This window comes from Rhizobium sp. Root149, assembly GCF_001427345.1.
In the GTDB taxonomy this organism is placed as follows: domain Bacteria; phylum Pseudomonadota; class Alphaproteobacteria; order Rhizobiales; family Rhizobiaceae; genus Neorhizobium; species Neorhizobium rhizoryzae.
The window spans coordinates 595,599-619,631 of sequence record NZ_LMGD01000023.1; the positions used below are offsets into that span (position 1 = coordinate 595,599).

Genomic DNA, 24,033 nt, shown 5'->3' on the forward strand with positions numbered 1-24,033 from the left:
AGGGCCGCGATTGATGCGGCCCGAGTGGATGCTTCAAATTTTCTTTGCTTCTCTGAACGGTTACGTCAGTGAATACATGCATCGGCAGGATGTACGAACGTTAAATTCTTCACTTTGCTTCGAACAGTGGTTGCGACTATACTGCGCAGCAGCATATCCCACAATTACCAATATTCAGGTATATATCAGATAAATCCAATATTAACTTCGTGGCGCATGGGGATGACGCTATTCAGCCTCCGTTGCGCGGCTGATGTCCATTTTGTGTGGAACCTGCTGATCGCCTTCCGCTCTATCGCGGTGAAGCGCAGCCCTTGCCAAAAGCATGAAAGTTATCGGCGTTGTTACCGTGACAAAAATTCCGATCAGAATTTCGTGGATGACAAACCGCTCCGCACCCACGGTGAAAAAGATCATGGAAGCAACCATCGTACCGCCGACGCCCCAACTCGTCCCGAGGGTCGGCGCATGTAGCCTCTCGTAAAAACTCGGCAAACGAAGAAGTCCGATCGTACCGATGAGTGTGAGTGCCGCACCCAACAAGAGGAAAAAAGCAACCGCGATTGCGGCCCACACCGGGAAATCGGAAATTGGCTGTATCATTCAATGACCTCCCCTCTCATCAGAAACTTGGCAAGAGCAACCGTTGCAACAAAGCCCAGCATGCCGATCACGAGGGCTGCCTCAAAATAGACCGTTCTTCCAGTACCAATCCCGAATGTGACAAGCAGCAGCATTGCGTTGATGTATAGCGTGTCCAGAGCGATAATCCGATCCTGAGCACGCGGTCCGCGCAACATCCGAACGGAGGCGATGACCATCGCGAGTGCGAATATGAATTGAGCCAAAGAAACGGCTGTCAGCAGAATGATTGCACTCATTCGAAAATCTCCAGCAACAGCACTTCGTACCGGTTTTTGATCATCGCAACCCACTCGTCTCGATCAATGAGATCAAGCACATGCAAAAGCACTGTCTTGTTGCGCGAGTCATATTCCAGCCAGGCAGATCCGGGCGTGGATGTCAGAATTACAGCAAGAACTGCGAGCGCAAAGGGATTCTCCGTTTGGACGGGCAAAAGGATAAACCCGGAGGAATCGGGCCTTTTCTGTCCCATGACAATCAATCGCGCCACGGAGAAATTGGAGCGGATGATATCTACAATCACGATCGCGGCCAGTTTCGGCAAAAGATACCATTTTTTGAGACGAGGCTTCTCCGGACGCAAGGATGCGAGCGCCCAGCCAGCAACGAATCCGACCAAAGAGCCGAGGATTAGGTGACCAAGCGTGAAGCCGTTGAGTAGCATCCACATGATCATCAAACAGAAGGTCAAGATCGGGAACGGAAGCATCAGGGGTCTCCCACCTTTGTCGGTGCGCCTTGATATCCCGGAACCCGATACGCCTTCTGGACGGCCTCAATGTAGTTGGCAGGGTTGCCCAGTGTGCGGATGGTCGTATCCATGTACTGCATCGCAGGCCCCGCCCATACGGTCAGCAGCAATGTCAGCGCCAGCAGGAACATGACAGGCGTCAATTCGATGACCAGGACCCGTGGCACCGTTCCTTCAAGCGAGCCCCAGAACGTCCGGATACCGACGCGTGTCATGGCGATCAGCGATGCAACGCCGGACAGGATAACGAGAACGATCAGGGTCCATACCGCAGCGGTAGGCGGCACCCCAATTGCACCGGCACCAAGCATGGCTGAGAGCATTGCGAATTTTGCGATGAACCCCGAGAGGGGCGGCAGTCCGGCAAGCAATATGCCACAGGCGGCAAAGCAAAGACCGAGAATAGCCATGGTTCCAGGCATAGTCACGCCTTCGGCTTCGTCGATCCCGTCCTCGTCACCCTCGCCATAGGCTTCCATCGTGACGGCGAGAACGTTTGCGCCCGCATCCTGCCCTCGTTCCACAAGCTCGATCAGCATGAAAAACGCACTGATGGTGAATGTCGAACTGACCAGATACAACAAGGCTCCGGATGAAACGACCCCATCATTGATGCCGAGAACCATCAAGAGCGTACCGGACGACACGAGTACCGAGTACCCGGCCAGACGACCAAGAGCCTGGGAGGCGAGCACCCCGATAATGCCGTAGATCAAGGTGACCATGCCACCCAGCAACAGCGCGTTGGCGCCAAATCCATCCAGCGGCCCATCGCCAAACAGCAGCATGGTGAGCCGAAGAATGACATAAATGCCGAGCTTGCTGAGAATGGCGAAGATTCCGGCAACGGGCGCCGAGGCGGCACTGTAGGCCGTTGGCAGCCAGAAGCAGAGCGGCCACATACCCGCCTTGATCAGGAACGCCACGCCAAGTACGCCCGCCCCTGCCTGCAACAGCATGAGCCGATCCGGCTCGATCTGAGGAAGGCGGGCGGCCAGATCCGCCATGTTCAGTGTTCCAGCCGTTCCGTAGATCAGGCTGACACCAATGAGGAAGAACAGCGCGGCGACCAGATTGACCGCAATGTAGTGCATGCCTGCCTTGACGCGAAGCGGACCGGATCCGTGGAGCATGAGCCCGTAGGACGCAGCCAGCATGACTTCGAAGAAGACGAAGAGATTGAACAGGTCACCGGTTAGAAAGGCGCCGTTCAGGCCCGCAAGCAAGAGCTGGAACATGCTGTGAAAATGCGCGCCTTTGGCATGCCAGCGTGCAAGCGAGAAGACCAGCGCCGCAATTCCGAGTAGAGCCGCCAGGAAAAGCATGAGTGCGGAAAGCCCATCCAGCACTAGGACGATGCCAAATGGCGCAGCCCAGTTCCCGAGCAGATAAACGCCGCCAAAGTCGTTCGGTCCGCTTTCGATCTTCAACAGGATGAAAGCAATGAGGACCAGAAGCAGCGTCGAGATGACGCTGATCATTGCCTTGGCAACGCGTTGACGCTCGTCCAGAAAGAGCAGCAGTGCGCTTGCGAGGAGAGGCACTAGAATGGGTGCGATGATCAGATGATGCGACCACTGGATCATCGCTGTTCCTCGCGTCCATCGACATGGTCGTTACCGGTCAGCCCGCGCGATGCGAGAAGGACAACGAGAAACAAAGCTGTCGTTGCGAAACCGATGACGATAGCCGTCAGCACCAATGCCTGCGGAACCGGATCGGAAAGGGTGGCAGGCAGAACATCGTCCGACAGAATCGGAGGCATGTTGCTCTTCACTCCGCCGACGCCGAAAATAAACAGATTTACAGCATAGGACAGAAGCGAAAGCCCGACGATCACCTGATATGTGCGTGGACGCAGGATCAGCCAGACGCCGCATCCCGTCATCACACCGATGGCAAGAGATAGAATCAGTTCCATCAGGTTTCCTCCGCCTTGGCCGCTTCCATGGCCCGCAAGCGATTGATGCGGATCGACTGGTGCGCAAGTGCCACGAGTATCAGCACGGTCGAGCCGACAACGAGCATGAAGACGCCGAGATCGAACAAGAGCGCGGTCGCTGCCGGTACTTTGCCAACAAGAGGCAGGTCGAGATACTGGAAATGCGAGGTGAGGAAGGGATAGCCAAGTAGCCAGGCTCCCATTCCTGTTGCCATCGCAGTCAGGAGACCAACTCCCATCCAGCGAAGCGGTAGAATACGGATGCGATCTTCCGCCCAGCGCGTGCCGCCCGCGAGATACTGAAGAAGGAAGGCGATCGACATTGTTAACCCCGCCGAGAATCCACCGCCCGGCATGTCATGTCCGCGCATGAAAAGATAAACCGCGAATGTGATGATGACGGGGAACATCCATTGCATGATTACGGATGGTACGAGCAGGTAGTCGCGTACGGTGTCACCCGGAGCACGTTCCGGCTGCTCCTCGTCGAACCGAGCCTGAATACGTTGTTGCTCGGGCACGGCAAAGCTGTCGGCGGCGGGGCGGAAACGTCGCAGAAGCGCATAGACTGTCAACGCGACGACACCAAGCACCGCAATTTCGCCCATCGTGTCGAAGCCGCGAAAGTCGACCAGAATGACATTGACGACGTTACGCCCGCCCCCTTCAGAATAGGCATTCTCAAGGAAATAGTTGGCAATCGCATCGGGCACCGGCATCGTCATGACCGCAAACGCGATGAAGGACATGCCGATGCCACAAGAAACAGCGAGCACCAGATCCCGGAAACGCCGTGCGCGTGCGCGAATCGTCATCTGATCGACCAATAGAGCATTTCGTTTCGGCAACCAGCGCAGACCCAACAGGATCAGGACTGTCGTCACGACTTCTACCAGCAATTGGGTGATCGCCAGGTCAGGTGCAGAGAGCCACACGAAGGTTACGCAAACGACCAGACCGACGCCGCCCAGCAGGACAAGTGCCGCCAGCCGGTGGTATTTGGCGAGATAGGCTGCGGCCAGCGACATTCCAGCACCCAGCGCCCACAGCACGGCGAATGCCGGGTCGACGCCGGTGAAGACGAAGGGGCGCGCTTCGAAACCCGCCAACCATAGCGGTAACAACCCGGCAAGGAACCCGATGAAAACGATCCAGCGAAGTTGTGGCTGAAGATTGCGGGTGCCAATCCTGCTCTCGGCCCAGCGCGCCCAGCGCCAGGAAACGGCGACAAGAACGCGCTCGAATATTCGTTGCCCGCGTAGACGGCGAATGAAGGGCGGTCCATCCTCACACATTGCCAGGTAGCGACGAATAGCAACATAAATCAGAACACCACCGATGAGAGCGATGGCGCTCATCAGAAGAGGGATGTTGAAGCCGTGCCAGATCGCAAGGCTGTATTCAGGCGTTTTTGCGCCGAGTACGCTCATGACCGCCGTCGCCAAAAAGGGTGCGATCGAAATCGAAGGAACGATCCCGACGATCAGGCAGACGATAACGAGGAACTCGATCGGAAACCGCATCCAGTGCGGCGGCTCGTGCGGCTCCGACTTCGGCAAGCCCTCAGGCTTCGGTCCGAAAAACACCGTATGAATAAAGCGAAGCGAATAGGTGACGCTGAACGCGCCAGCAAGCGTGGCAACGTAGGGAAGAATCCGGTCAAGCCAGGAATCGGCATGTGTTTCGACGGCTTCTGCGAAAAACATCTCCTTCGAGAGAAACCCGTTCAGCAGCGGCACCCCGGCCATGGCTGCGCTGGCGACCATGGCAAGCGTTGCCGTAATGGGCAGGTAGCGCAAAAGGCCGCTCAGACGGCGCATGTCCCGTGTTCCGGTTTCATGGTCGATGATGCCCGCCGCCATGAAGAGCGACGCCTTGAAGGTCGCATGGTTCAGCATATGGAAAATCGCGGCTACGGTCGCGAGCGGACTGCCAAGGCTGAGCAGAGTGGTGATCAGCCCCAGATGGCTGATTGTCGAATAGGCCAGGAGCCCCTTCAAGTCCTGCTGGAAAATGGCGAAATAGGCGCCTAGTAACAGCGTAAGCATTCCGGCAAGGCCGACCAGGAAAAACCATTCATAGGTACCGGAAAGCGCGGGCCATAGACGCACCAGCAAAAACACACCAGCCTTTACCATGGTTGCCGAATGGAGGAAGGCCGAAACCGGGGTCGGTGCCGCCATCGCATTGGGCAGCCAGAAATGAAAGGGAAACTGCGCGCTTTTCGTCAAGGCGCCGAGAAGAATGAAAATCAGCGTCGGAAGATAGAGTGGATGTTCGCGGATCACGTCGCCGGAGGCAAGGATCTTGTCGAGATCATAGGTGCCGGTGATATTACCCAGGAGAAGCATTCCGACCAGCAGGCAAAAGCCACCGATCCCGGTGATGGTGAGCGCCATTCGCGCACCATCGCGTGCCGCAGCATTGTGGTGCCAGTAGCTGATCAGCAGGAACGAGAATATGCTTGTGAGCTCCCAGAAGACGGAGAGCAGGATTACGTTGCCGGATACGACAATCCCGAGCATGGCGCCCATGAACGCCAAGAGAAACGAGAAGAAACGAGGGATCGGATCGTCTTCCGACATGTAATAACGGGCGTAGAGAACAACCAGCAAACCGATGGCGGTGATCAGCGTGGAGAAAATCCAGGCGAAACCATCCATGCGCAGCGTGAAATTAAGGCCGAACTGCGGAAGCCACTCCGCCTCGAAGCGCAGAACGTTTCCGTCAACGACGTTCGGATAAGCCAGTATGCACAGGGCGAGACAGCACGCGGTTACCGTTGCGGCAACCGCCACGGGTAGATCCCGAGAGGTCGTATTGAGAATGAACGCCGACGCCAGGCTGCCAAGAAATGGCAACAGAACAATAAGTACAAGAATGTAGGGCCCGAGCGTTATCCCAAGGACTTAAACCTTTCTGGTTGAGAACGCACCATCCAGACTTGCAAAGCAGAGCCTCTGGAAATCAGCGCAGAAACGATTTATATGATCACTGTCGACCAATATGGGCAGGTTGTTGAGATGGGTCAACCCGGTAGCAGCAGAATATTGACGCCTGCGCTCTGTCGCGCGGCCCGTGGCTTTCTGGATTGGACGCAGACGGATCTGGCGGATCGGTCAGGTGTATCCCGAAGCACGATCCGGGATTACGAAGGCAGCCGTCACGATGTTCATCGCGCGACCGAGGCACAACTTCGGCAAGCATTTGAAGCGGGTGGCGTGCGGTTTATTTCAGCTCCAGGAAATTCAATCGGTATTGGCGGAGCTTCCCCTTGAGCAAGGCGGGCGACTAGAGCATTTCCGGCAAACTCGGGATCACTCTGACACATCGATTGTGTGACGGGATCAAGCCGAGACACGAAGGGCATATCCCTTGAGACCTTCGAGTGTATCGGCGTGGATATCGGTGCAAACGCGCAGTGGAGTTTGCCGGAAATGCTCGGCTTTTCAGGTCGGACCGATGCTTATGCCCTGCCAACCATCAACGCATATCCAATACCGCGTACAGTCAGAATGGGTGCGTCTTTGCCATCCAGCTGCATCTTCTTTCGCAAACGGGCGATGAGGTTGTCGACGGTATGTCCGCTAATCGAGGTCGGATCGCGATTGGCAATAACGTCCAGTAGAAAGTCTCGCGAAAGCGGCTCACCCGGCCTTGAGGCAAGGGCGACCAGTATATTCATCTCACCGGCGGTCAATTCCAGCAATTGTCCATTCGGGCGAAAGAGTTCGCGGCGAACGACATCGAGGATCCACCCGTCGAACGTGATCACCGGCTCGCGTGAGCGTCGGAGCACACTTCGAATCCGCGCATGAAGCGTTTTCAGATTGATCGGCTTCGTAACATAATCATCGCCGCCAGCGTCCAGGCCTGCCAGAATATCGTCATCGGAATCGCGCGCAGTGACGAAAATCAGCCCGTAAAGAGAACCGAGCCTGAGCTTGCGAGCAGCTTCAATGCCGTCACCATCTGGCAGGTTCACGTCGAGAAGAATGATGTCAGGCTGATGGCTCTGCAGACGTTGACGCATCTCCGCCAGGGAGCGGGCTGCGAAAGTTGTCATGCCGTTCTGTTTGAGAAATGAGCAGATCAGCTCCAGGCTCTCAGGCGCATCTTCAACCACAAGAACCGTTGTACTCATGACGTTACTCGATACTCCGCCGCTGACTTGCGGCACTGACTGCGTTTATTCGGGATATGCTGAAATAAACGGCGTCCCGCAATTTCGAGCACGTTTCTATGTGATGCTGCGGTTCTGCTGTCAACGCCTGCGCTGCTGCTTCGGCAAGTATCTGATCTCCCATGTTCGCAGCACTTCCTTTCAAACGATGGGCAATCTCCCTTAATCCGACGTCAGTCATGTCGGCATTCTGAAGAAGGTCGTGCTCATCTGCCAGGTGCTTCAGGAACAGGTCGTTCACGTTGGAGTATATTTGTTCACCGGGCAGGATAATGGAATCGTCGTCGCTTGATGCACGCAGCAGACGCGCGGCGAGCTCTTCGTCAGACATCGTCAAGCTGAGCGAAATTGCCGGACTTTGCTGAGGATCTTTGCCATGTGACACGGGCATTTCGTTCCTGAACATGACGAGGGAGGCTGATGCGGGCAGAAGCGGCTTGAGATCTCGCAAATCATCTGCCCCGTCGAGTGCAATCACGCCTGGGAAGGACCGGGCTTTCAACATGGCTTGAGCAGCCGAAAAATCCCGCGCAGGGAACAAGCGCAAATCCAGTCTGCGCAGCCGTAATTGCAGCGTCTTGGGAACTTCCCCGACGAGCAATACATCATCGCCTCTTTGCAGAAGACCAGTCGACTTTTTTCTCTCCGGCAGAGAGGCCAGAAGATGCAAGAGAGCGTCGATGTCAATTGGCTTGGAAAGATGCCCGTCCATCCCTGCGGCGAGTGACCGATCGATATCTTCGCGCATCGCATTGGCCGTCAATGCGATGATGGGGAGGCCTGTGCACCGGCCGCCAAGCGCCCGAATACGTCGGGTGGCTTCGAAACCATCCATTCCCGGCATCTGTAGATCCATAAGCACGACATCGAACGAGCGTTGCTGGATACGTTCGAGAGCCGACAGACCGCCATCGACAACCTCGCAGCGATGCCCCGCTGCCGTCAAAAGACCAGAGGCAACAGCCTGGTTCACCGGATTGTCCTCGACGATGAGGATATTCAGCCTTTGCCTTCCAACCACATCTTCCGTGCCAGCAGCATTGGCGACGGTGAGTTCCGGCGCCACTGGCAAGAGTGGCAGGCTCACGAGGAAAGCGCTCCCCTCTCCGGGCGCGCTCTGAACCGCAATCGTTCCCTTCATGGTCTCTACTAGACGCCGCACGATAGCCAAGCCAAGGCCCGAACCGCCGAAGCGCCGCTTGATGGTTGCATCAACCTGCACGAATGGCTGGAAGAGATTAGGAATTTCGTCTGAGGGAATGCCGATACCGCTATCCTTGACTTCAATCGTGACCTGGTCCCCTACCGGATCCCGCTGTATATCGATAACGACATAGCCCTTTTCGGTGAACTTGACCGCATTGCCTACCAGATTGAAGAGGATCTGCCGTAGACGCGCTGCATCACCCAGCACCCAGCCAATGGAGGCTGTCTCCTGCACAAGCCTCAGTTCAATCGCCTTTTCCCTTGCGCGCGGCATCATGAGGTCCACAACATCCTGGGTCAGGCGTCCAAGATCGACCGGTTCATGCAGAACGACATCCACGCCGCGCTCCAGACTGGAGAGATCCAGCACGTCATCCAGAATGGCACGCAAAGCCTCCGCGGAGCGACGGACAACGCTCAATCGCTTGCGCACCGAAGCGCTGAGTTTCTCGCTCAGCAAGAGCTGAATCATGCCAAGGATGCCATTCATCGGCGTGCGGATTTCATGGCTCATGACCGCGAGAAACTCGCTCTTGATCCTTTCTCCAGCCTCGGCCCGATCCTTCGCAGCGATCAGTTCGCGGTTGATGCGTCGCATCTCTTCCATGTGCAAGAACTCGACGCGTCGCATGCGGTTCAACTGGATACGGGCCATATTGCCTGCGACATAGGCGACGGTCGCCACCAGAAAAATAGACGAGAGATCCAGCAGGCTTTCAGGATCTGGCCGCAACACGCCCCAAAACATAAGGCTGATAATCCAGGCATAGGCGCTGGCCAGAGCAACCGGAAAAGCGCGGCCAGGCAGATACATTGGCAGCGCAATCGCGATCAGCGGGATGAGAGTCCCGCCATGCCGTGTCAGAGCAGGGTGATTGAAGATCAGCGCATTGAAAAAGAAGAAGATGATGGTTTGCGCATAACTCGCGAACACGATCTCCCGCTGAGAGTTGGCTTTCGCCAGGGCAAGCAGCGTCGCCACGCACAAAATCGCAAGACCGAACCGAATGCCGAGGAACTCATAGAGTATCGGCGGTTCGATCATCATCAGGTCCATCGGGGCAAACGATACGCTCGCCACTGTCGTCGCAATGACGCAAAGGCGGGCAATGTTGAGTGTTTCGGCTCGCGCAGTTTCTGCATAGCGGGCCTCGACATCACGGTCGCGAAATTCGCCGGTCCATATGATCGCATGACGCTGATCAACCGGTTGTTGTTGCATTGAGGTCATGGAGACAAACGCTACTGAGGAAACTACGCCTGTTATGGCACAGTTCCCTCAGATGACGAAAGGCTGCCGGTTCTCACATAGCTTGAGACGTCAGTACTTTCTCCAGCGCAATCTTGACCTGTTCCTGATGGTAAGGCTTGCGCAAAAGAGTGGATCGCTCCGGCGCGCCAGGAGGCGCATGTGTTTCGCCCGTTGCGAAAACGACATGCAGTGCCGGATTATGTTCCACCGCACGTTTCGCAAGGCTTCCGCCATCAATGTCGGGGAGGCCAACATCGGTCACAAGCACGTCGATCGGTTCGGAAGAAAGAGCCGCCAGAGCTTCCGCTCCATTGGCTGCCTCGATGACCTGATAGCCGAAATCAGCAAGCATTTCCGCTGTGCTCGACCGGATCAGCATATCGTCTTCCACCAGCAGAACAACTGTTTCGCTTGCCAAGGCTTGTGGCACGACCGCTGTGCGATCACGCAGAACAGTTTCGGCAACCTCAGCCTGCTTCTGGTTGGCAATCACATGACGAATGCGTCGCGCAAGCGCCTCCCGCGAATAAGGCTTCGACAAAAGCTCGACGCCTGCATCCAGAATTCCGCCATGAACGATAGAGTTCTCCGTGTATCCGGACGTGAAGAGAACGGCGAGGTTCGGTAGGCGTTCCTTCGCACGTCGCGCCATCTCGCGGCTTTTCATGGGACCGGGCATGACGACGTCCGTGAAGATGACGTCGATGGGCAGGCCGCTCTCGACGACATTCAGACCCGCCTGCGCGTCCTTTGCCGTGAGAACTCTGTAGCCGAGATCTGCAAGAGTTTCGACGACAGTGTTGCGAACCTCTTCGTCGTCCTCAACGACAAGGACCGTCTCCGTACCGCCAACGATGGGACCGGTCTGGATCGTGACCTCGCGATCTTCGTCAGCGATGGAGCGTGGAAGGTAGATCTTGACGGTCGTCCCCTGACCTATCTCGCTGTAGATCTTGATATGTCCACCGGACTGCTTGACGAAGCCGTAGACCATGGACAGTCCGAGACCTGTTCCCTTGCCTTCAGGCTTGGTGGAGAAAAATGGCTCGAAGACCTTTTCGAGGATTTCGGTAGGCATGCCCGATCCGGTATCTGTGACGGCCAACATGACATACTGACCGGGCGAGACTTCCGCATGGGTGCGCGCATAGTCCTGGTCGAGGCTTGCATTGCCAACTTCGATTGTCAGCTTGCCCGAGCCATCCATGGCGTCGCGCGCATTGATGGCCAAATTCAGAAGCGCGTTCTCCACCTGCGCCGGATCAGCATAGGTATTCCATAGACCGCCAGATGTTATGACTTCGATCTCGATTGCTTCACCCAACGAGCGTCTAAGCAGATCATCCATGCCGGCAATGAAACGGCTGATGTTGATGACCCTCGGTTCGAGTGCCTGACGCCGCCCGAAGGCCAGTAGCTGGCTGGCAAGCTTTGCACCGCGGCTGACACCTGCCAGCGCATTGCTGACACGCCGTTCAGCCCGACCGTTACCGGCAACATCCTTCAGCAAAAGCTGGAGGTTGCCTTGGACGACTTGCAGCAGGTTGTTGAAGTCGTGCGCGACGCCGCCGGTCAACTGGCCAATGGCTTCCATCTTCTGCGCCTGCTGCAGCGCCCGCTCCGCCTGACGACGTTCAGCCATCTCTGTTTCAATACGCGCCTCAAGGCTTTCGTTGAGCTGCCGCAACTGCTCTTCGGCACGCTGTCGGTGGCGGATCTGCCTCTCCAGACTGCTTGCATGCTCCTGAAGGCTGAGTTCCGCCTGGCGCTGCTCGGTAATGTCGGTATGGACACCAACCCATTCCTCGATCTCGCCTTGCGCGTCCAGAATGGGCACGGCCCGGATGATGAAGGTCCGATAGACCCCATCGTGACGGCGCACCCGATGCTCCCAGATGTACGTCGTCTTTTCAGCGACAGCCTCCCGCCAGCTGGCGATCGATCCCGCCCGGTCATCCGGATGAACGGCATTGGACCAACCATATCCCTGGTATTCTTCAAAGGTCTGACCCGTCAACGCCGACCAGCCAGGCTGCGCACCCACCATTCGTCCGTCAGCCGTGTTGGTCCAGAGAACACCATGAACGGCGCTCACCGCGGCCTTGAACCTGTCATTGCTGCGACGAAGTGCAATTTCGCTCTGCTTGCGGCTTTCGATGTCGATAATCAGGATGTAGAGACCGTCGACCACGCCCTCAGACGTCGAGCGCGGAATGTAGCGAACCTCTGCGGTGCGGCTTTCGCCGTCTGGACGCCGGATCACAGTGTCCGTGATGACAACCTCACCCGCCAAGGCACGGTCCAGAAGCGGCTTTCTGGCCTCGTAATAAGCTTGCCCAATCACCTCTGAGGCGTGTTTGCCTACCACCTCGTCTGCGTTCAGCCCGAACCACTCGATGTAGCCCTGATTTGCAAAGCGATAGACGTGGTTGCGATCGAGAAAGCCGACGAGGATCGGCATTGCATCGGTCAGCCGGCGCAACTCCTCACGGCTCTCTGCCAAAGCGCGAACTGCGATGACTTTCTCGGTGTTTTCAAGAACCGTGCAAAGGACGCCGTCCACACGGCCGTCTTCGCAATAAATCGGCGTGTAGAAGAGATCGAAGATCACATCTTCTGCTTCACCATGGCGGTACAGCGTCATGACCTGATCGCGGAAAGACTGCACCTCGCCACGGAAACCGGCTTCCAGGATCTTGCGGTTCCAATCCCAGATCTCCGGCCAGATATCCTGCACCCGCGCACCCAGAGCGCTTGGGTGATAACTCCCGGCAATTTCGACATAGGCGTCGTTATAGATCATCACATGATCCGCACCCCACATCAGAACCTGCGGGATGGGAGAATTGACGATCGAATTGACCTTGATCCGCAAATGTTGCGGCCATTCGGAAATGGGGCCCAACGAAGTCTGCGACCAGTCGAACTGCCGAATGAGTTCACCGGTCTCACCGCCGCCGAGAGGCCAGTGCGCGGACACGAACTGAAGGTTCATCAGAAACCCCAAATATAAGGAAAATCGCTGCGGCGTGATATGGTGCGCAATCGGTTTTGTCCAAGGGATTCTGAGTGCCAATCCGATATTTTTTCAGGTTCGGAAACGGCAGCAAAGAAACTTTCGGCAAGCGTGGCCGTTTGACCACGCCTTTCAGGTCAACAAATGCTGGAAATCGCGATCGTCATGATCTTCCGCCAGCGGGAGCTGGACGATGGTTTTTCCGCGCGCTGAAGTGTAGATGGCCGTCATCAACTCCGCTGAATGATAGCCTTCGGCGATGGTCGGGAGGTATGTATCCGGCTGTCCCGTTAGTGCACGATGGATATCGGCGAAGAAGCCAGGGAAGCGCGGTGGCACCTCTTCCGTGCCTGCCACGATGGCATCCACCTCAGCCTGAAGCGATGGGTCACGCGCTATAAATGTCCATGGCGCCGAGCAGACGTTGTAAGGCTCATCGCTTGACGTGATCGTCACCTGTTCGAAGCAGGCCCTGAAGCGCGAAATGTTCCCGGCAGATCCGAGCGTAATCGACGAGGTGACCATCGCGCCTTCGGTGGTGCGCATGGAAATGGCGGCGCAATCCTCTGTTTCGATGGGGTTGACCCGCGTATCCAGGAAAGCGGCGACTTCGCACACATTGCCCGCCAGATGCGTTGCGAGATTATGCAGATGGCACGCGTGGCTGACGATGACGCCGCCCAGCTCTCCCGCCCATGTTCCTCGCCAGCGCTCTGCGTAATAGTCCGCGCCGCGCTGCCAATGGGTTTCCAGTGAAATCACATAGGGACGCCCCAGCAGTCCTACCTGTTTCAGCCGATGCGTTGCGAGATAGCTCCGGCCATAGCGGTATTGGAACACCGGGAACAGCCGACCGGTGCTATTTCCGGCTGCTAACATGAGCTTTCGCATGTCTGCAAGCGATCCGGCCAAGGGCTTTTCGCAGACCACATGCTTGCCCGCCTCAAGCGCCTTGACCGACATGGACACATGCAGCCCCGGGGGCAGGCAAATGTCGACAATATCGATCGACGGATCAGCAAGCACCGCATCAAAACTGGTGACGGCCTGCGCCCTGGGCGCAAGGCTGGCTGCGTCCTCGGCGCGGGCAAGGTTGAGATCGCAAACGCAAGCGACCTCGAACGCCTCTGGCAGTTGCAGATATCCGACCACATGGGCCTTGCCGATACCGGCTCCGATGACTGCCACGCGAAATCGACTGCTCATTCTACTGCTGACTTTCTGCCTTTGCCTGCGCCTGAAGCGCGAGTTGCGTCGCAAGAAACGCATGCGCCTGCGTCATCGCAACCTCGGTTCGCTCGATGATATCGGTATAGAATTTGCCGAAGAATGGCAGTCCCGCGCCGGTCGCTTCGAAATGCTCGACACCCTTCTGATCCGCCAGAAACACATGATCCTTGCCGGGTCGTCCCGCGATATCAATGTATTTACGAAGCTCGATCGTGCCATGCGTACCGAGGATGGTCATCCGGCCATCTCCCCACGTCGGCAGGCCATCCGGGGTAAGCCAGTCAACGCGCGCGTAACCTCTACCGCCATTGCCTTCCAGCAAGACTTCGCCGAAATCCTGAAAGTCCGGGCGGTCGGGATTAGCCACATTCCCAATATGCGCAGTGACGACGCTAGCTTGCGTCGATCCGGTGAAGTGTAGGAACTGATCGAACTGATGGGCACAGATGTCGGTCAGAATTCCACCATAGCGCAACCTTTGCCAGAACCAGTTAGCGCGGAGTGATGGATTATGGCGGTGCGGTCCCAATCCGACCGTTTGCACCACTTTGCCAATGCGCCCTTCCCTGATCAGTTGATCGGCCAGCGTGACGCTTTCAACCTGCAAACGCTCCGAGAAGCATACAACCCACTTTCGGCCCGTGGCGTTGACGCACTCGCGGATTGCCTCAAGTTCGGAAAGCGTCGTACAGCCGGGCTTGTCTACGAAAGCGTCCTTGCCCGCCTGCATGACGGCAATGGCGATGCCTGCCCGCTGGTCGTTAATCGCGGCCGATACGATCAGTTGCACGGAAGCATCGTCAAGCAAGGCATCCGGCTCTACCATCGGCACATCAGGATAGGATTCGCCAAATCTCTGGCATTGAGAAAGCGGGGTTTCAGCGCTGGTGGCCCAACCGGTGAATTCCGCCCCCTCGCCTATGAGACCATTGATCATGCCGTAGATATGGTTGTGATCAATGCCGATGACGGCAAATTTCAGGGGCGGCCTCATCGCTATCGCTCCAGTTGAATGCCGCGTGCGCGCAGCATGGCTTGGATTTCGACGACCGAACCCGTTTCGATCGACGCATTTGCCGCTATGCCGGTCAGGATGGACCAGGCACCTGCAACATGATCGGATGCACGATTGAAACGGTCCGGCTCCATGCCTTCAGGATCGAAGATATAGCCGAGCATCACCGGATCAGCTCCGCCGTGATGCCCCTTGGCCTTTGGCACCTCCAGCATCCGGGGCTGCTCACCCGCCAGATGAAGCTCCGTGGTGATCGCATCCTCGTCAGCATGCGCGCGCTCACCCCCGAAGACTCCATGTACTTCGACGTGGCGATGAGTGATGTCGCCCTTGGTGCCTTGGAACTTGATCTCCAGACCTTCCCACGGCGAATAGGCGGTCAGCGTGTAATTCGCCGTAACACCGGATGCGTAGCGGATATGCGCCTGCATCGTATCCTCGATACCGATTTCCTTGTCGAACACACAGAGGTCGCGGTAGTAGCCATCGGCAGCTTCCGCATCCAAATAGAGGCTTTTGAGTGCTGCGTCTTCCGCCATATTCAGCTCAAAATCGCACTTGTGCGCGACAGGACAGTCGGCACAGCGACGACCGCGATCCTCAAGACCAAATTCGATAGCTGTCTCCGGACGATAAAAGACGCGCTTTCCTGAAGCGAACACTTGGGTCGGAACAGTGCCCAGCCACCAGTTCAACAGATCGAAATGGTGCGTGGACTTGTGAACCAGAAGCCCGCCTGAGTTCTCCTTCTGGCGGTGCCAGCGTCTGAAATAATCCGCACCATGGACGCGATCCAGATGCCAGCGGAAGTCTACGGCCGTCACGGTGCCAATCGCGCCGGAAGCGATCAACTCGCGGATCTGCGTACGGGCTGGAGAGTAACGATAATTGAAGGTGACCTTGACCTGACGACCGGTGCGTTTCTGCGCATCGATGATAATCTTCAGGCGTGAGAGATCGATGGTGAGCGGCTTCTCGCAGATGACATCGCAACCAGCTTCGAAGGCCCGAACGATGTAATCCGAATGCAGGAAATCAGGCGTTGCGACCACGACCGTGTCCGGCCTCTGCTCGGCAATCAGACGGTCGAAATCCTCAGCCAGATAGGTTGCCACACCGTTGGTGCCGGGAACCGATGCGGCTTGGGCTGCTTCGCTCAGCCGATGCGGATTGCTATCGCACAAAGCCACGATTTCATGTTTATCGGAGTAGTCCTCGATCACGGAATCCCGGAACATCTTGTGCCGCGATCCGCATCCTACGATAGCGATTTTCACTGGATTCTGCCTTCAATCTCTGTGGGTTCGACGCGTTGCCCCGCCGCATCGAAGTAATGCAGGTCGAATGGGTCAAAGCCAATCGTGACAGGGTCTCCGGTACGATAGCCGACCTTGCCATTGTCGCTGACCAGCAATACCTGACCCGAAGAGAGCGTTACGTGCATGAGCGTTTCGTTGCCGAGATATTCCACCAGCTTCACAGTTCCCTCGGCGGTGACTTTGCCTGATCCGATGCGGACACTTCCCGGGCGCACACACAGCGTCAGTTCCTGATCGGTCGTGCCAAGGGCTGGCAGCGCAAAGGCGGGAAGGCCATCCACGACAGCCTGATTATCGGAAACCTTGGCCTTCAGCATGTTGATCTTCGGGGAGCCAATGAAGCCCGCGACGAAAAGGTTCTGCGGCTTTTCGTAAAGCTCCTGCGGCGTGCCTACCTGCTCTATCTTGCCGCCGCGCAGCACCACGATACGGCTGGCCATGGTCATGGCTTCCACCTGATCGTGCGTCACATAGATCATCGTTGTGCCGAGGCGCGTGTAGAGAGAGGCAAGCTCGGCGCGCATTTGAACGCGCAGCTCCGCATCGAGATTTGACAGCGGCTCATCGAACAGGAAAAGCTTCGGTTCGCGCACGATGGCGCGACCAATCGCAACGCGCTGCTTCTGACCACCGGAAAGCTGGCGCGGCTTGCGATCCATGAGCTTTTCGATCTGCAGAATACGTGCGGCTTCCGCGACACGCCGATCCACCTCAGCCTTCGGCATCTTGAAGTTCTGCAGGCCGAAAGCGAGGTTCTTGGCCACGCTCATGTGCGGATAGAGTGCGTATGACTGGAATACCATCGAAAGCTCGCGCTTGGACGCAGGCAGATCGTTCACGATCTTGTTGCCGATCGCGACCGTGCCCTCGCTGATGTCCTCCAGCCCGGCAATCATGCGAAGAAGTGTCGACTTTCCGCAGCCGGATGGCCCAACCAGCACCAGAAACTCGCCATCATGAATATCCAGGTTCAGGCCCTGGATGATCGACAACGCACCGTAGCGCTTGCCGACATTACGAAGTGTCAATCCAGCCATTTCAAGCCATTCCTTACTTCATTCCGGAGGTGGCGATGCCACGAACAATCAGCTTCTGGAACATGATGAAGGCAATCACCACCGGAACCAGGGAGAGAACAGACATTGCAAACATCTGCCCGTAGGATGACTGGCCTTCCTGATCGAGGAAGAGGCGCAGCGCCAAAGGCACGGTGTAGCTCTTGATGTCGTTGAGATAGATGAGCGGAGCCAGGAAATCCTCCCAGGTCCATATCAGCGAGAAGATGGCCGCCGTGCCCAGTGCCGGAAGGGAAAGCGGCAGGATGATCGCCCAGTAGATCTTGAAGGGAGAGCAGCCATCGATCATCGCCGCCTCATCCAGTTCCCGCGGCAACTGGCGAAAAAACTGCACCATCAGGAAGATGAAGAACGCATCCGAGGCCAGAAACCGCGGCACGACGAGCGGCAGATAGGTATCAACCCAACCCAGACGGAGGAACTGCACATACTGCGGAATGAGAACGACGTGATAGGGGATCATCAGCGTCATCATCATGAGGCCGAACAGAAACGTGCGTCCCGTGAACTGCAAGCGCGCAAAGGCGTAGGCCGCAAAGGAGCAGGAAATCAGATTTCCGATGACGGACAGGACCGTCACGATCGTTGAGTTGATGTAGAAGGTCGTAAAGCTTACCGGAAGGCCGTGCCAGCCATCGACATAGTTGTGCCACTGGAATTCGGTCGGCCACAGCGTAAGGCTGCCGAAGATATCATTCTCGGGCTTGAGCGACGAGGCGAGCAGCCAGAGCAGCGGATAGAGCATCACAATCGAGACGCTGATCAGGAAGAGATGCTTGAGCAGACGCCCCATGCGGGCGCGCTGATCGCGCTTCACGCGCAACTCATGCGCCACGCGCGCGGCTTCCTCCATCTCGTGCGCGAGGGTCATGTCAGTCGCGCTCGTTTTCATAATGCACCCAGTATTTCGAGGTCAGGAAGGAAATGGCCGTGAAGATCGCGATGATGATCAACAGAACCCAGGCCAGCGCCGAGGCATAGCCCATGCGGAAGAACTTGAAGGCTTCATTGAACAGGTAGACCGTATAGAACAGCAGACTGTCTGCCGGAGCGCCCGTACCGTTCGAAATAATGAAGGCGCTCGAAAAGGTCTTGAAGGCCTCGATTGTCTGCAGAACGAGATTGAAGAAAATGACAGGTGCCAGAAGCGGCAGCGTGATGCGGGTGAACTGCCGCCATTTGGGCGTTCCATCGATCTCTGCGGCCTCATACAAATCTTTCGGAATGCCGCGCAAACCGGCGAGGAAGATCAGCATCGGCGAGCCGAACTGCCACATGGCCAACACCACGAGCGTATAGAGCGACGTATCGGGATTGGTGATCCATGCAGCGCCCTGAATGCCGAAATAGCCAAGAACAGCATTCACCACGCCGTCGGCGGCAAACAGCTGGCGCCAGAGAATGGCAATCGCGATCGAGGCACCCAGAAGCGACGGCAGATAAAAGATGGCGCGGTAGAGCCCGATTGTGCGCAACCCCTTATCCAGCAGCATGGCGACACCAAGCGCCATGATGAGACGGGCCGGAACAGCGAGCGCCACATAGGTAAAGGTTACGTTCAACGCCTTCCAGAAGCGCCGGTCACGCGTGAACATGTATTCATAGTTGGCGAGACCAACCCATCTGGGCGCGTTCACCATATCATAGCGCGTGAACGAAAGATAAAGCGATGCCAGGATAGGGCCGAGCGCCAGCAGGAAGAAGCCGAGCAGCCAAGGCGTCAAAAAGGCATAGGCAGGCGCGTTTCGCGCGATGAAACGTCTCATGAAACTTGCTTTCAGTGGAGAGGTGGAGCCCCGCGACACCTGTTGCGGGGCTCTTGCAGGTCAAACCCTTTACTGGGCGCGTTCCACGATATCGGACGCATCGGCGATAAACTGTTCCGCCGCATCCTTCACCTTGGCACGATCAAGCACGACACTGGTGCCAATGCGCATGAAGGCATCACGCACTTCGCCCGCACCCTTTGGCGCCGGGAGTGGAAGCGCGCCGACCTTGCTCTGGATCGCATCGAAATAGGCGACCGACAGCTTTTCGGTTTCGTTCAAGCCCGGTGCCAGAGCATCACGCACCGCCTTGGAGGCTGGAATGCCGCGTTCGAGACCGAGGATCTTGGTGATGGCCGGATCCGTGACCCAGGCATTCATGTACTTGATCGCGCTTTCCGGATCCTTGGTGTCGCGAGAAAGCGACATGAACATGGAAGGCTTGATGAACTGGCCGGGCTTGCCACCCTTCTTGTGCGGAACCATGGCCGCACCGATCTTGTCCTTGGCAACGGCCTGAATGCCGACGAGCTGGTTCGACCAGTAATGCGACATGGCGGTGTCGCCAACGGCCACGCCGGATTCCGCGATCGGCGGGTCCAGGATGACAGTCTTGTCCTTGGAGCGCACGACATCCTTCTTGCGCAGGTCCGCCCACATCTGCCAGTAGCTGGCAACATCGTCCACAGTGGCTGCAACCTTGCCATCAGCCCCGTAGAACTCGCGGCCGTTCTGACGAACCCAGGATTCAAACGCCTCGATCATCAGCGAAAGGTCGTCTGAACCTTTCACCTTGCCGCCGCTCTTCGCAGTGATCTGTTCGCAAGCCTTGGCAAAATCATCCCAGGTCCAATTGATCAGATCCACATCCACGCCAGCTTCCTTGAAGACGCGCGTATTGTGCACGATGACCTGGCTGTTGGAGCCGATATTCAGGGCATAGAGCTTGCCGTCTACCATGCCGCCGGCGATTGGCCCCTGATCGAAATCCTTGATCATCAGGCTCTTGCCGACATATTCATCCAGCGGCTTCAGCGCGCCGCGGCGCACATATTCGAACAGATAGCGGTAGTCCATCTGAACGAGGTCCGCCATGTTGCGGCCCGCGGTCTGCGTTGCCATCTTGGTCCAGTAGTCGCCCCAACCAATGGTTTCGCCGGACACCTCGATACCGGCATTCGCCTTCTGGAAGGTTTCGATGACAGCGAACGTGCGCTTGTCACGCTCCGGGTTACCCCACCAGTAGTGGCGAATACGGGTTGCGGCCTTGGCAGGCACGGCCGAAAGCGCACTTGCCGCAACGCCTGCCCCGACAGCCCCCAAAAGCCGCCGACGTGTTAATTCCATCATGTCATCCTCCTCCAGATTTCGGATTTATCGATCCGGCGGCTTCTGCCGCTTGTTCACCTTGCTTACCAGTTCGCACCCTTCTCCCGGGGATGCGCTGTATTCTCTCACGTCAGATGTGGCTTCTCAGAAGTTCCGTCAGGCAAAGCATGGCCATCGCCTGTCCATAGGGCATCGAAGTCAGCTTGATCTCGCGGTAAAAATCGAGGTCATTGCCCATGGCGGTTCCAAAAGATACCTGCGTCAACTCACCTTCCGGATTGATTTTCTCCACAACGCCGCGCATCGCCCGTTCCGCCGTTTCGAGATAATCGCGACTCAGGTAGCGCTTGCGAACGCCCTTCATCAGGCCATAGGCGAAACCTGCCGTCGCGGAAGCCTCCAGATAGCTGCCCGGATCGTCGATCAGGGTATGCCAGAGACCCGAAGCGTGCTGATGTGCCTTGAGCGCTGCAGCCTGCCGATCGAGAACCGAAAGCAGATGCCTGCGCAGGAAATCGCCTTCCGGCAGATCCAGCATCTCGATGAATTCCGGAATTGCGATCGTGATCCAGCTATTGCCGCGCGCCCAGCGAGCACGGGCAAAATTGTGATTGCCGTCAAACGTCCATCCGTGGAACCACAGGCCTGTCTGCGTATCCATGAGATACTGCGTATGGATCAGAAACTGATACTTCGCCTCTTCTACGAATTCCGGGCGGTTGAGAACGAGACCGATCTTGGCGAGCGGCAGAACGCTCATCATCAGCGTGTCGTCCCACATCTGCTGATCATTCACGTTGTTGTAGACGATGTGCTGCAAACCGCCTTCACGAGTGCGCGGCATTTCGTACATCACCCACTCCGCCCAGGTTTCCAGGTAGGGCTTCCAGTGAGGGTTCGGCGAAAGTTCCATCAGGTGAGCGAGCGTCAGGAATGGCGCTACAGTGTTGATGTTTTTGGTTGGCGTTCCTTCTGCCAGCCGCGCATCAAACCAACCGGTGATGGTATCCATCGCCTGCTTGCTGCCGGTAAGCTGCCAGTACTTCAACAGCCCGTAGAGACCGATGCCGTGCGTCCATTCCCAGCCTGCCCAACCCTTCGTGTCGATCACGCGGCCATCTTCAAGGCGCAGCAGGAACTCGCCCGTCCTGTCTTCGATGTTGACGAGATTATGCGTCAAACGCTCGATGAGAGCGCATACTTCCGCTCGCTGAATGAAATGCTGTTTCTGCCTCAGCAGCGGGTGCATGCAACAATTCCTCGCATAAAAAAATTTTCGGAACATCATTCCGGAAAATAAGAAATCACATCCCTTAACGCTTTTCAATCCTGTTTTTTCGGTTAGGCTTGTGAAAGAAGGCTCTGCTAGACACCCTGCTCGTCAGCCGGTTGACAGACTGAGCTTTAAATTTCAGAATGCAATTCCAAATTTTGTGAAACGCGCCTCATGTCCGATCTTCAAGTCAAAACCGAAAATGTTGCCGCCGTGCTGAAGGTCTTTGCGGTGATGGAGGCGCTCGTCGAAGACAAGCGAGCGAGCCTTGCCGATCTGGCGCAAAAAGCGATGACGTCCAAGACCACGGCCCATCGCCTGCTGCAGACAATGGTGGAGCTCGGCTATGTCGAACAGGATCCGGAAACGGAGAAATACGGCCTGACGCTCAAGCTGTTCAGCCTTGGGGCGCGCTCCTTGAACGAGCATGCGGATATGCTGAAAGTGGCCGATACCGCCATGGGGAGGTTGTCACGCGCCACAGGCGAGGCAGTCAACCTGGGCATCCTGGATGATCGCGATCAGCGCGTGGTCTACATTCACAAATATGATTCCGTCTTCAATCTCTCGATGAAATCGACGCTTGGTCTGCGCAACCCGCTCCATAGCACATCACTTGGCAAAGCGCTTCTTGCATGGCGCAATGACGAAGAGATCAGCGACCGCCTTGCCAAGATGGAGTTCACGCCTCTCGCACCGAATACGATCACCGAGCGCGGTCGCTTCTCAGAAGAATTGAAGAAGACACGTGAACGTGGCTTTGCCGAAGAGATAGAGGAAAGCGAAGCAGGCGTGCGATGCATGGCCGTTCCGATCTTCAATCATCTTGGAAAACCAATCGCGGCCATGTCGATCTCGTTTCCTCTCTTCCGTTTCCAGGAAGATCGCAAGCCGGAATATATTGCGCTTCTGAAGGATGCCAGTTCCGAGGCCTCCCGCTCGCTCGGGTTCGAAGCATAAGCCTGGCTTCAAACGTCCCATGTCGGGTTGTCATGCGTTGGGAAAACGGTCACAACCAAGCGAGTTCGACAGGGGAAACACATGCGTCTCGGAGGCCTTGATCTGAACCTCGTGGTTGCGCTTGAAGCCATACTGCGGCTGAGATCCGTCTCGGCAGCAGCACGCGAGACGCATCTCACACAGCCTGCCTTGTCCCGCGCACTGGCCCGACTTCGGGATCACTTCGGTGATCCAATCGTCGTTCAGGTGGGCCGCCGATTCGTACCGACGGCTTTCGGCGAAACACTTTACCTGAAGGTACAGGGACTGATCCAGGAGGCACGAAGCTTCAGCCAGATGCGTGCTGATTTCGACCCTTCAAGGGAGGTGCGAGAGTTCTCGATCCTGTGCTCTGACTACGTCACCGTCGTATTCCTCACGCGTCTCATCCAACGACTGTGTCTACTGGCCCCCGGCATCACCATTCGCTCGATCTCCATCGACAATCACAGCGAGGAGCTGTTCCTGAAGGGCGATATCGACTTTCGAATCTTGCCGGACGACTTTATCGATCCGACATTTCCCGGCAGCCCACTGTTCGAGGATCATTTCGTCAGCATCGCCTGGGACGCGAACCCGGACATCGGCGAGACGCTGGACGAGAAGACCTTCCTGACCTCCCGGCATGTTGCAACAGCCTTTGGTTCGCACCGATTTGACAGCCATCTCGAAAGTTATCTCAAAGTCGCAGGGATTGATCTCAAGGTCGCAATGTTCGTGCCGAGCTTCGTCCTTCTGCCCAGTTGCGTCATAGGTACGCCGCTTCTGGCGACGATCCACGCCCGTCTGGCAGCCCAGCTTCCCACCAACCTGCCCTTGCGGCGAATGAAACCTCCCATCGACATTCCGCCGATTCAGCAGACATTACAATGGCATCCCAAGCGGGCTGATGACCTGGCCTTCAGATGGGTGCACACCGTCATGAAGGATGTACTCCAGGAGATGCAGGGAGAGCCCGCACCTATAGCATGATCAGAAATCATGCATTGAATGATTTCAAGTCATTCGACACATATGTCGCAATCGCCTAC

The 24,033-nt window shown here is 56.8% G+C and carries 20 protein-coding genes; 3 read left to right on the forward strand and 17 right to left on the reverse strand.

The features are described 5' to 3' along the window. Positions 1–228 precede the first annotated feature (228 nt). The 6 genes from mnhG to ASD54_RS22575 are packed head-to-tail and all read right to left on the reverse strand — an operon-like array spanning position 229 to position 6,238. Entirely contained in the window at positions 229–603 is a 375-nt protein-coding gene (gene mnhG / locus ASD54_RS22550; protein ID WP_062556790.1) for a monovalent cation/H(+) antiporter subunit G, read from the reverse strand. Next, a complete protein-coding gene (locus ASD54_RS22555) occupies positions 600–881 on the reverse strand; it encodes a K+/H+ antiporter subunit F (RefSeq protein WP_062556791.1) in 282 nt (93 codons plus the stop codon). The genes mnhG and ASD54_RS22555 overlap by 4 nt, the downstream gene beginning before the upstream one ends. Next, positions 878–1,354: a Na+/H+ antiporter subunit E gene (locus ASD54_RS22560; RefSeq protein ID WP_062556792.1), complete on the reverse strand. Its 477-nt coding sequence runs from the start codon at positions 1,352–1,354 to the stop codon at positions 878–880. Before ASD54_RS22560 ends, ASD54_RS22555 begins: the two co-directional genes overlap by 4 nt. Next, on the reverse strand, positions 1,354–2,982 hold the full coding sequence (locus ASD54_RS22565; protein WP_062556793.1) for a monovalent cation/H+ antiporter subunit D: 1,629 nt from the start codon (positions 2,980–2,982) through the stop codon (positions 1,354–1,356). The genes ASD54_RS22560 and ASD54_RS22565 overlap by 1 nt, the downstream gene beginning before the upstream one ends. Next, the gene (locus tag ASD54_RS22570; RefSeq protein ID WP_062556794.1) at positions 2,979–3,317 is read right to left on the reverse strand and encodes a Na+/H+ antiporter subunit C; all 339 of its coding nucleotides are present in this window, start codon (positions 3,315–3,317) and stop codon (positions 2,979–2,981) included. The genes ASD54_RS22565 and ASD54_RS22570 overlap by 4 nt, the downstream gene beginning before the upstream one ends. Continuing rightward, positions 3,317–6,238, reverse strand: a complete 2,922-nt coding sequence (locus ASD54_RS22575; RefSeq protein ID WP_062556795.1) for a monovalent cation/H+ antiporter subunit A — start codon at positions 6,236–6,238, stop codon at positions 3,317–3,319. The genes ASD54_RS22570 and ASD54_RS22575 overlap by 1 nt, the downstream gene beginning before the upstream one ends. 123 nt (positions 6,239–6,361) lie before the next feature. Here ASD54_RS22575 and ASD54_RS22580 point away from each other — a divergent pair, with 123 nt between their 5' ends. Next, positions 6,362–6,616, forward strand: a complete 255-nt coding sequence (locus tag ASD54_RS22580; protein ID WP_082547356.1) for a helix-turn-helix domain-containing protein — start codon at positions 6,362–6,364, stop codon at positions 6,614–6,616. Positions 6,617–6,804: 188 nt separating this feature from the next. On the opposite strand, the gene ASD54_RS22585 is transcribed toward ASD54_RS22580, so the two are convergent. From ASD54_RS22585 to ASD54_RS22635, 11 genes are all read right to left on the reverse strand, one after another. After that, entirely contained in the window at positions 6,805–7,482 is a 678-nt protein-coding gene (locus ASD54_RS22585; protein ID WP_062556797.1) for a response regulator transcription factor, read from the reverse strand. Between the two features lie 4 nt (positions 7,483–7,486). Then, positions 7,487–9,958 (reverse strand): ATP-binding protein, encoded by a 2,472-nt coding sequence (locus ASD54_RS22590; protein WP_082547335.1) that lies wholly within the window; start codon positions 9,956–9,958, stop codon positions 7,487–7,489. Between the two features lie 73 nt (positions 9,959–10,031). Then, complete coding sequence (locus ASD54_RS22595) at positions 10,032–12,977, reverse strand: PAS domain-containing protein (protein WP_062556930.1); 2,946 nt, start codon at positions 12,975–12,977, stop codon at positions 10,032–10,034. A gap of 150 nt (positions 12,978–13,127) precedes the next feature. After that, positions 13,128–14,201 carry a Gfo/Idh/MocA family oxidoreductase gene (locus tag ASD54_RS22600; RefSeq protein ID WP_062556799.1) on the reverse strand — a complete coding sequence of 358 codons (1,074 nt, stop codon included), beginning with the start codon at positions 14,199–14,201 and terminating at the stop codon, positions 13,128–13,130. Between the two features lies 1 nt (position 14,202). Then, positions 14,203–15,219 carry a Gfo/Idh/MocA family oxidoreductase gene (locus tag ASD54_RS22605; RefSeq protein WP_062556800.1) on the reverse strand — a complete coding sequence of 339 codons (1,017 nt, stop codon included), beginning with the start codon at positions 15,217–15,219 and terminating at the stop codon, positions 14,203–14,205. 2 nt (positions 15,220–15,221) lie between these two features. Beyond that, positions 15,222–16,478: a Gfo/Idh/MocA family oxidoreductase gene (locus ASD54_RS22610; RefSeq protein ID WP_244484824.1), complete on the reverse strand. Its 1,257-nt coding sequence runs from the start codon at positions 16,476–16,478 to the stop codon at positions 15,222–15,224. Positions 16,479–16,513: 35 nt separating this feature from the next. Continuing rightward, positions 16,514–17,596, reverse strand: a complete 1,083-nt coding sequence (gene ugpC, locus ASD54_RS22615; RefSeq protein WP_062556802.1) for a sn-glycerol-3-phosphate ABC transporter ATP-binding protein UgpC — start codon at positions 17,594–17,596, stop codon at positions 16,514–16,516. Between the two features lie 13 nt (positions 17,597–17,609). Next, positions 17,610–18,428, reverse strand: a complete 819-nt coding sequence (locus ASD54_RS22620; RefSeq protein WP_244484832.1) for a carbohydrate ABC transporter permease — start codon at positions 18,426–18,428, stop codon at positions 17,610–17,612. 79 nt (positions 18,429–18,507) lie between these two features. Then, entirely contained in the window at positions 18,508–19,401 is an 894-nt protein-coding gene (locus ASD54_RS22625; RefSeq protein ID WP_062556804.1) for a sugar ABC transporter permease, read from the reverse strand. A 69-nt stretch (positions 19,402–19,470) separates the two neighbouring features. Continuing rightward, entirely contained in the window at positions 19,471–20,751 is a 1,281-nt protein-coding gene (locus ASD54_RS22630) for an extracellular solute-binding protein (RefSeq protein ID WP_062556805.1), read from the reverse strand. Between the two features lie 109 nt (positions 20,752–20,860). Further along, positions 20,861–21,979: a glycoside hydrolase family 88 protein gene (locus ASD54_RS22635; RefSeq protein WP_062556806.1), complete on the reverse strand. Its 1,119-nt coding sequence runs from the start codon at positions 21,977–21,979 to the stop codon at positions 20,861–20,863. 198 nt (positions 21,980–22,177) lie between these two features. On the opposite strand from ASD54_RS22635, the gene kdgR reads away from it, so the two are divergent. Beyond that, complete coding sequence (gene kdgR / locus ASD54_RS22640) at positions 22,178–22,963, forward strand: DNA-binding transcriptional regulator KdgR (protein ID WP_062556807.1); 786 nt, start codon at positions 22,178–22,180, stop codon at positions 22,961–22,963. Between the two features lie 81 nt (positions 22,964–23,044). Next, positions 23,045–23,974 carry a LysR family transcriptional regulator gene (locus ASD54_RS22645; RefSeq protein WP_062556808.1) on the forward strand — a complete coding sequence of 310 codons (930 nt, stop codon included), beginning with the start codon at positions 23,045–23,047 and terminating at the stop codon, positions 23,972–23,974. Positions 23,975–24,033 lie beyond the last annotated feature (59 nt).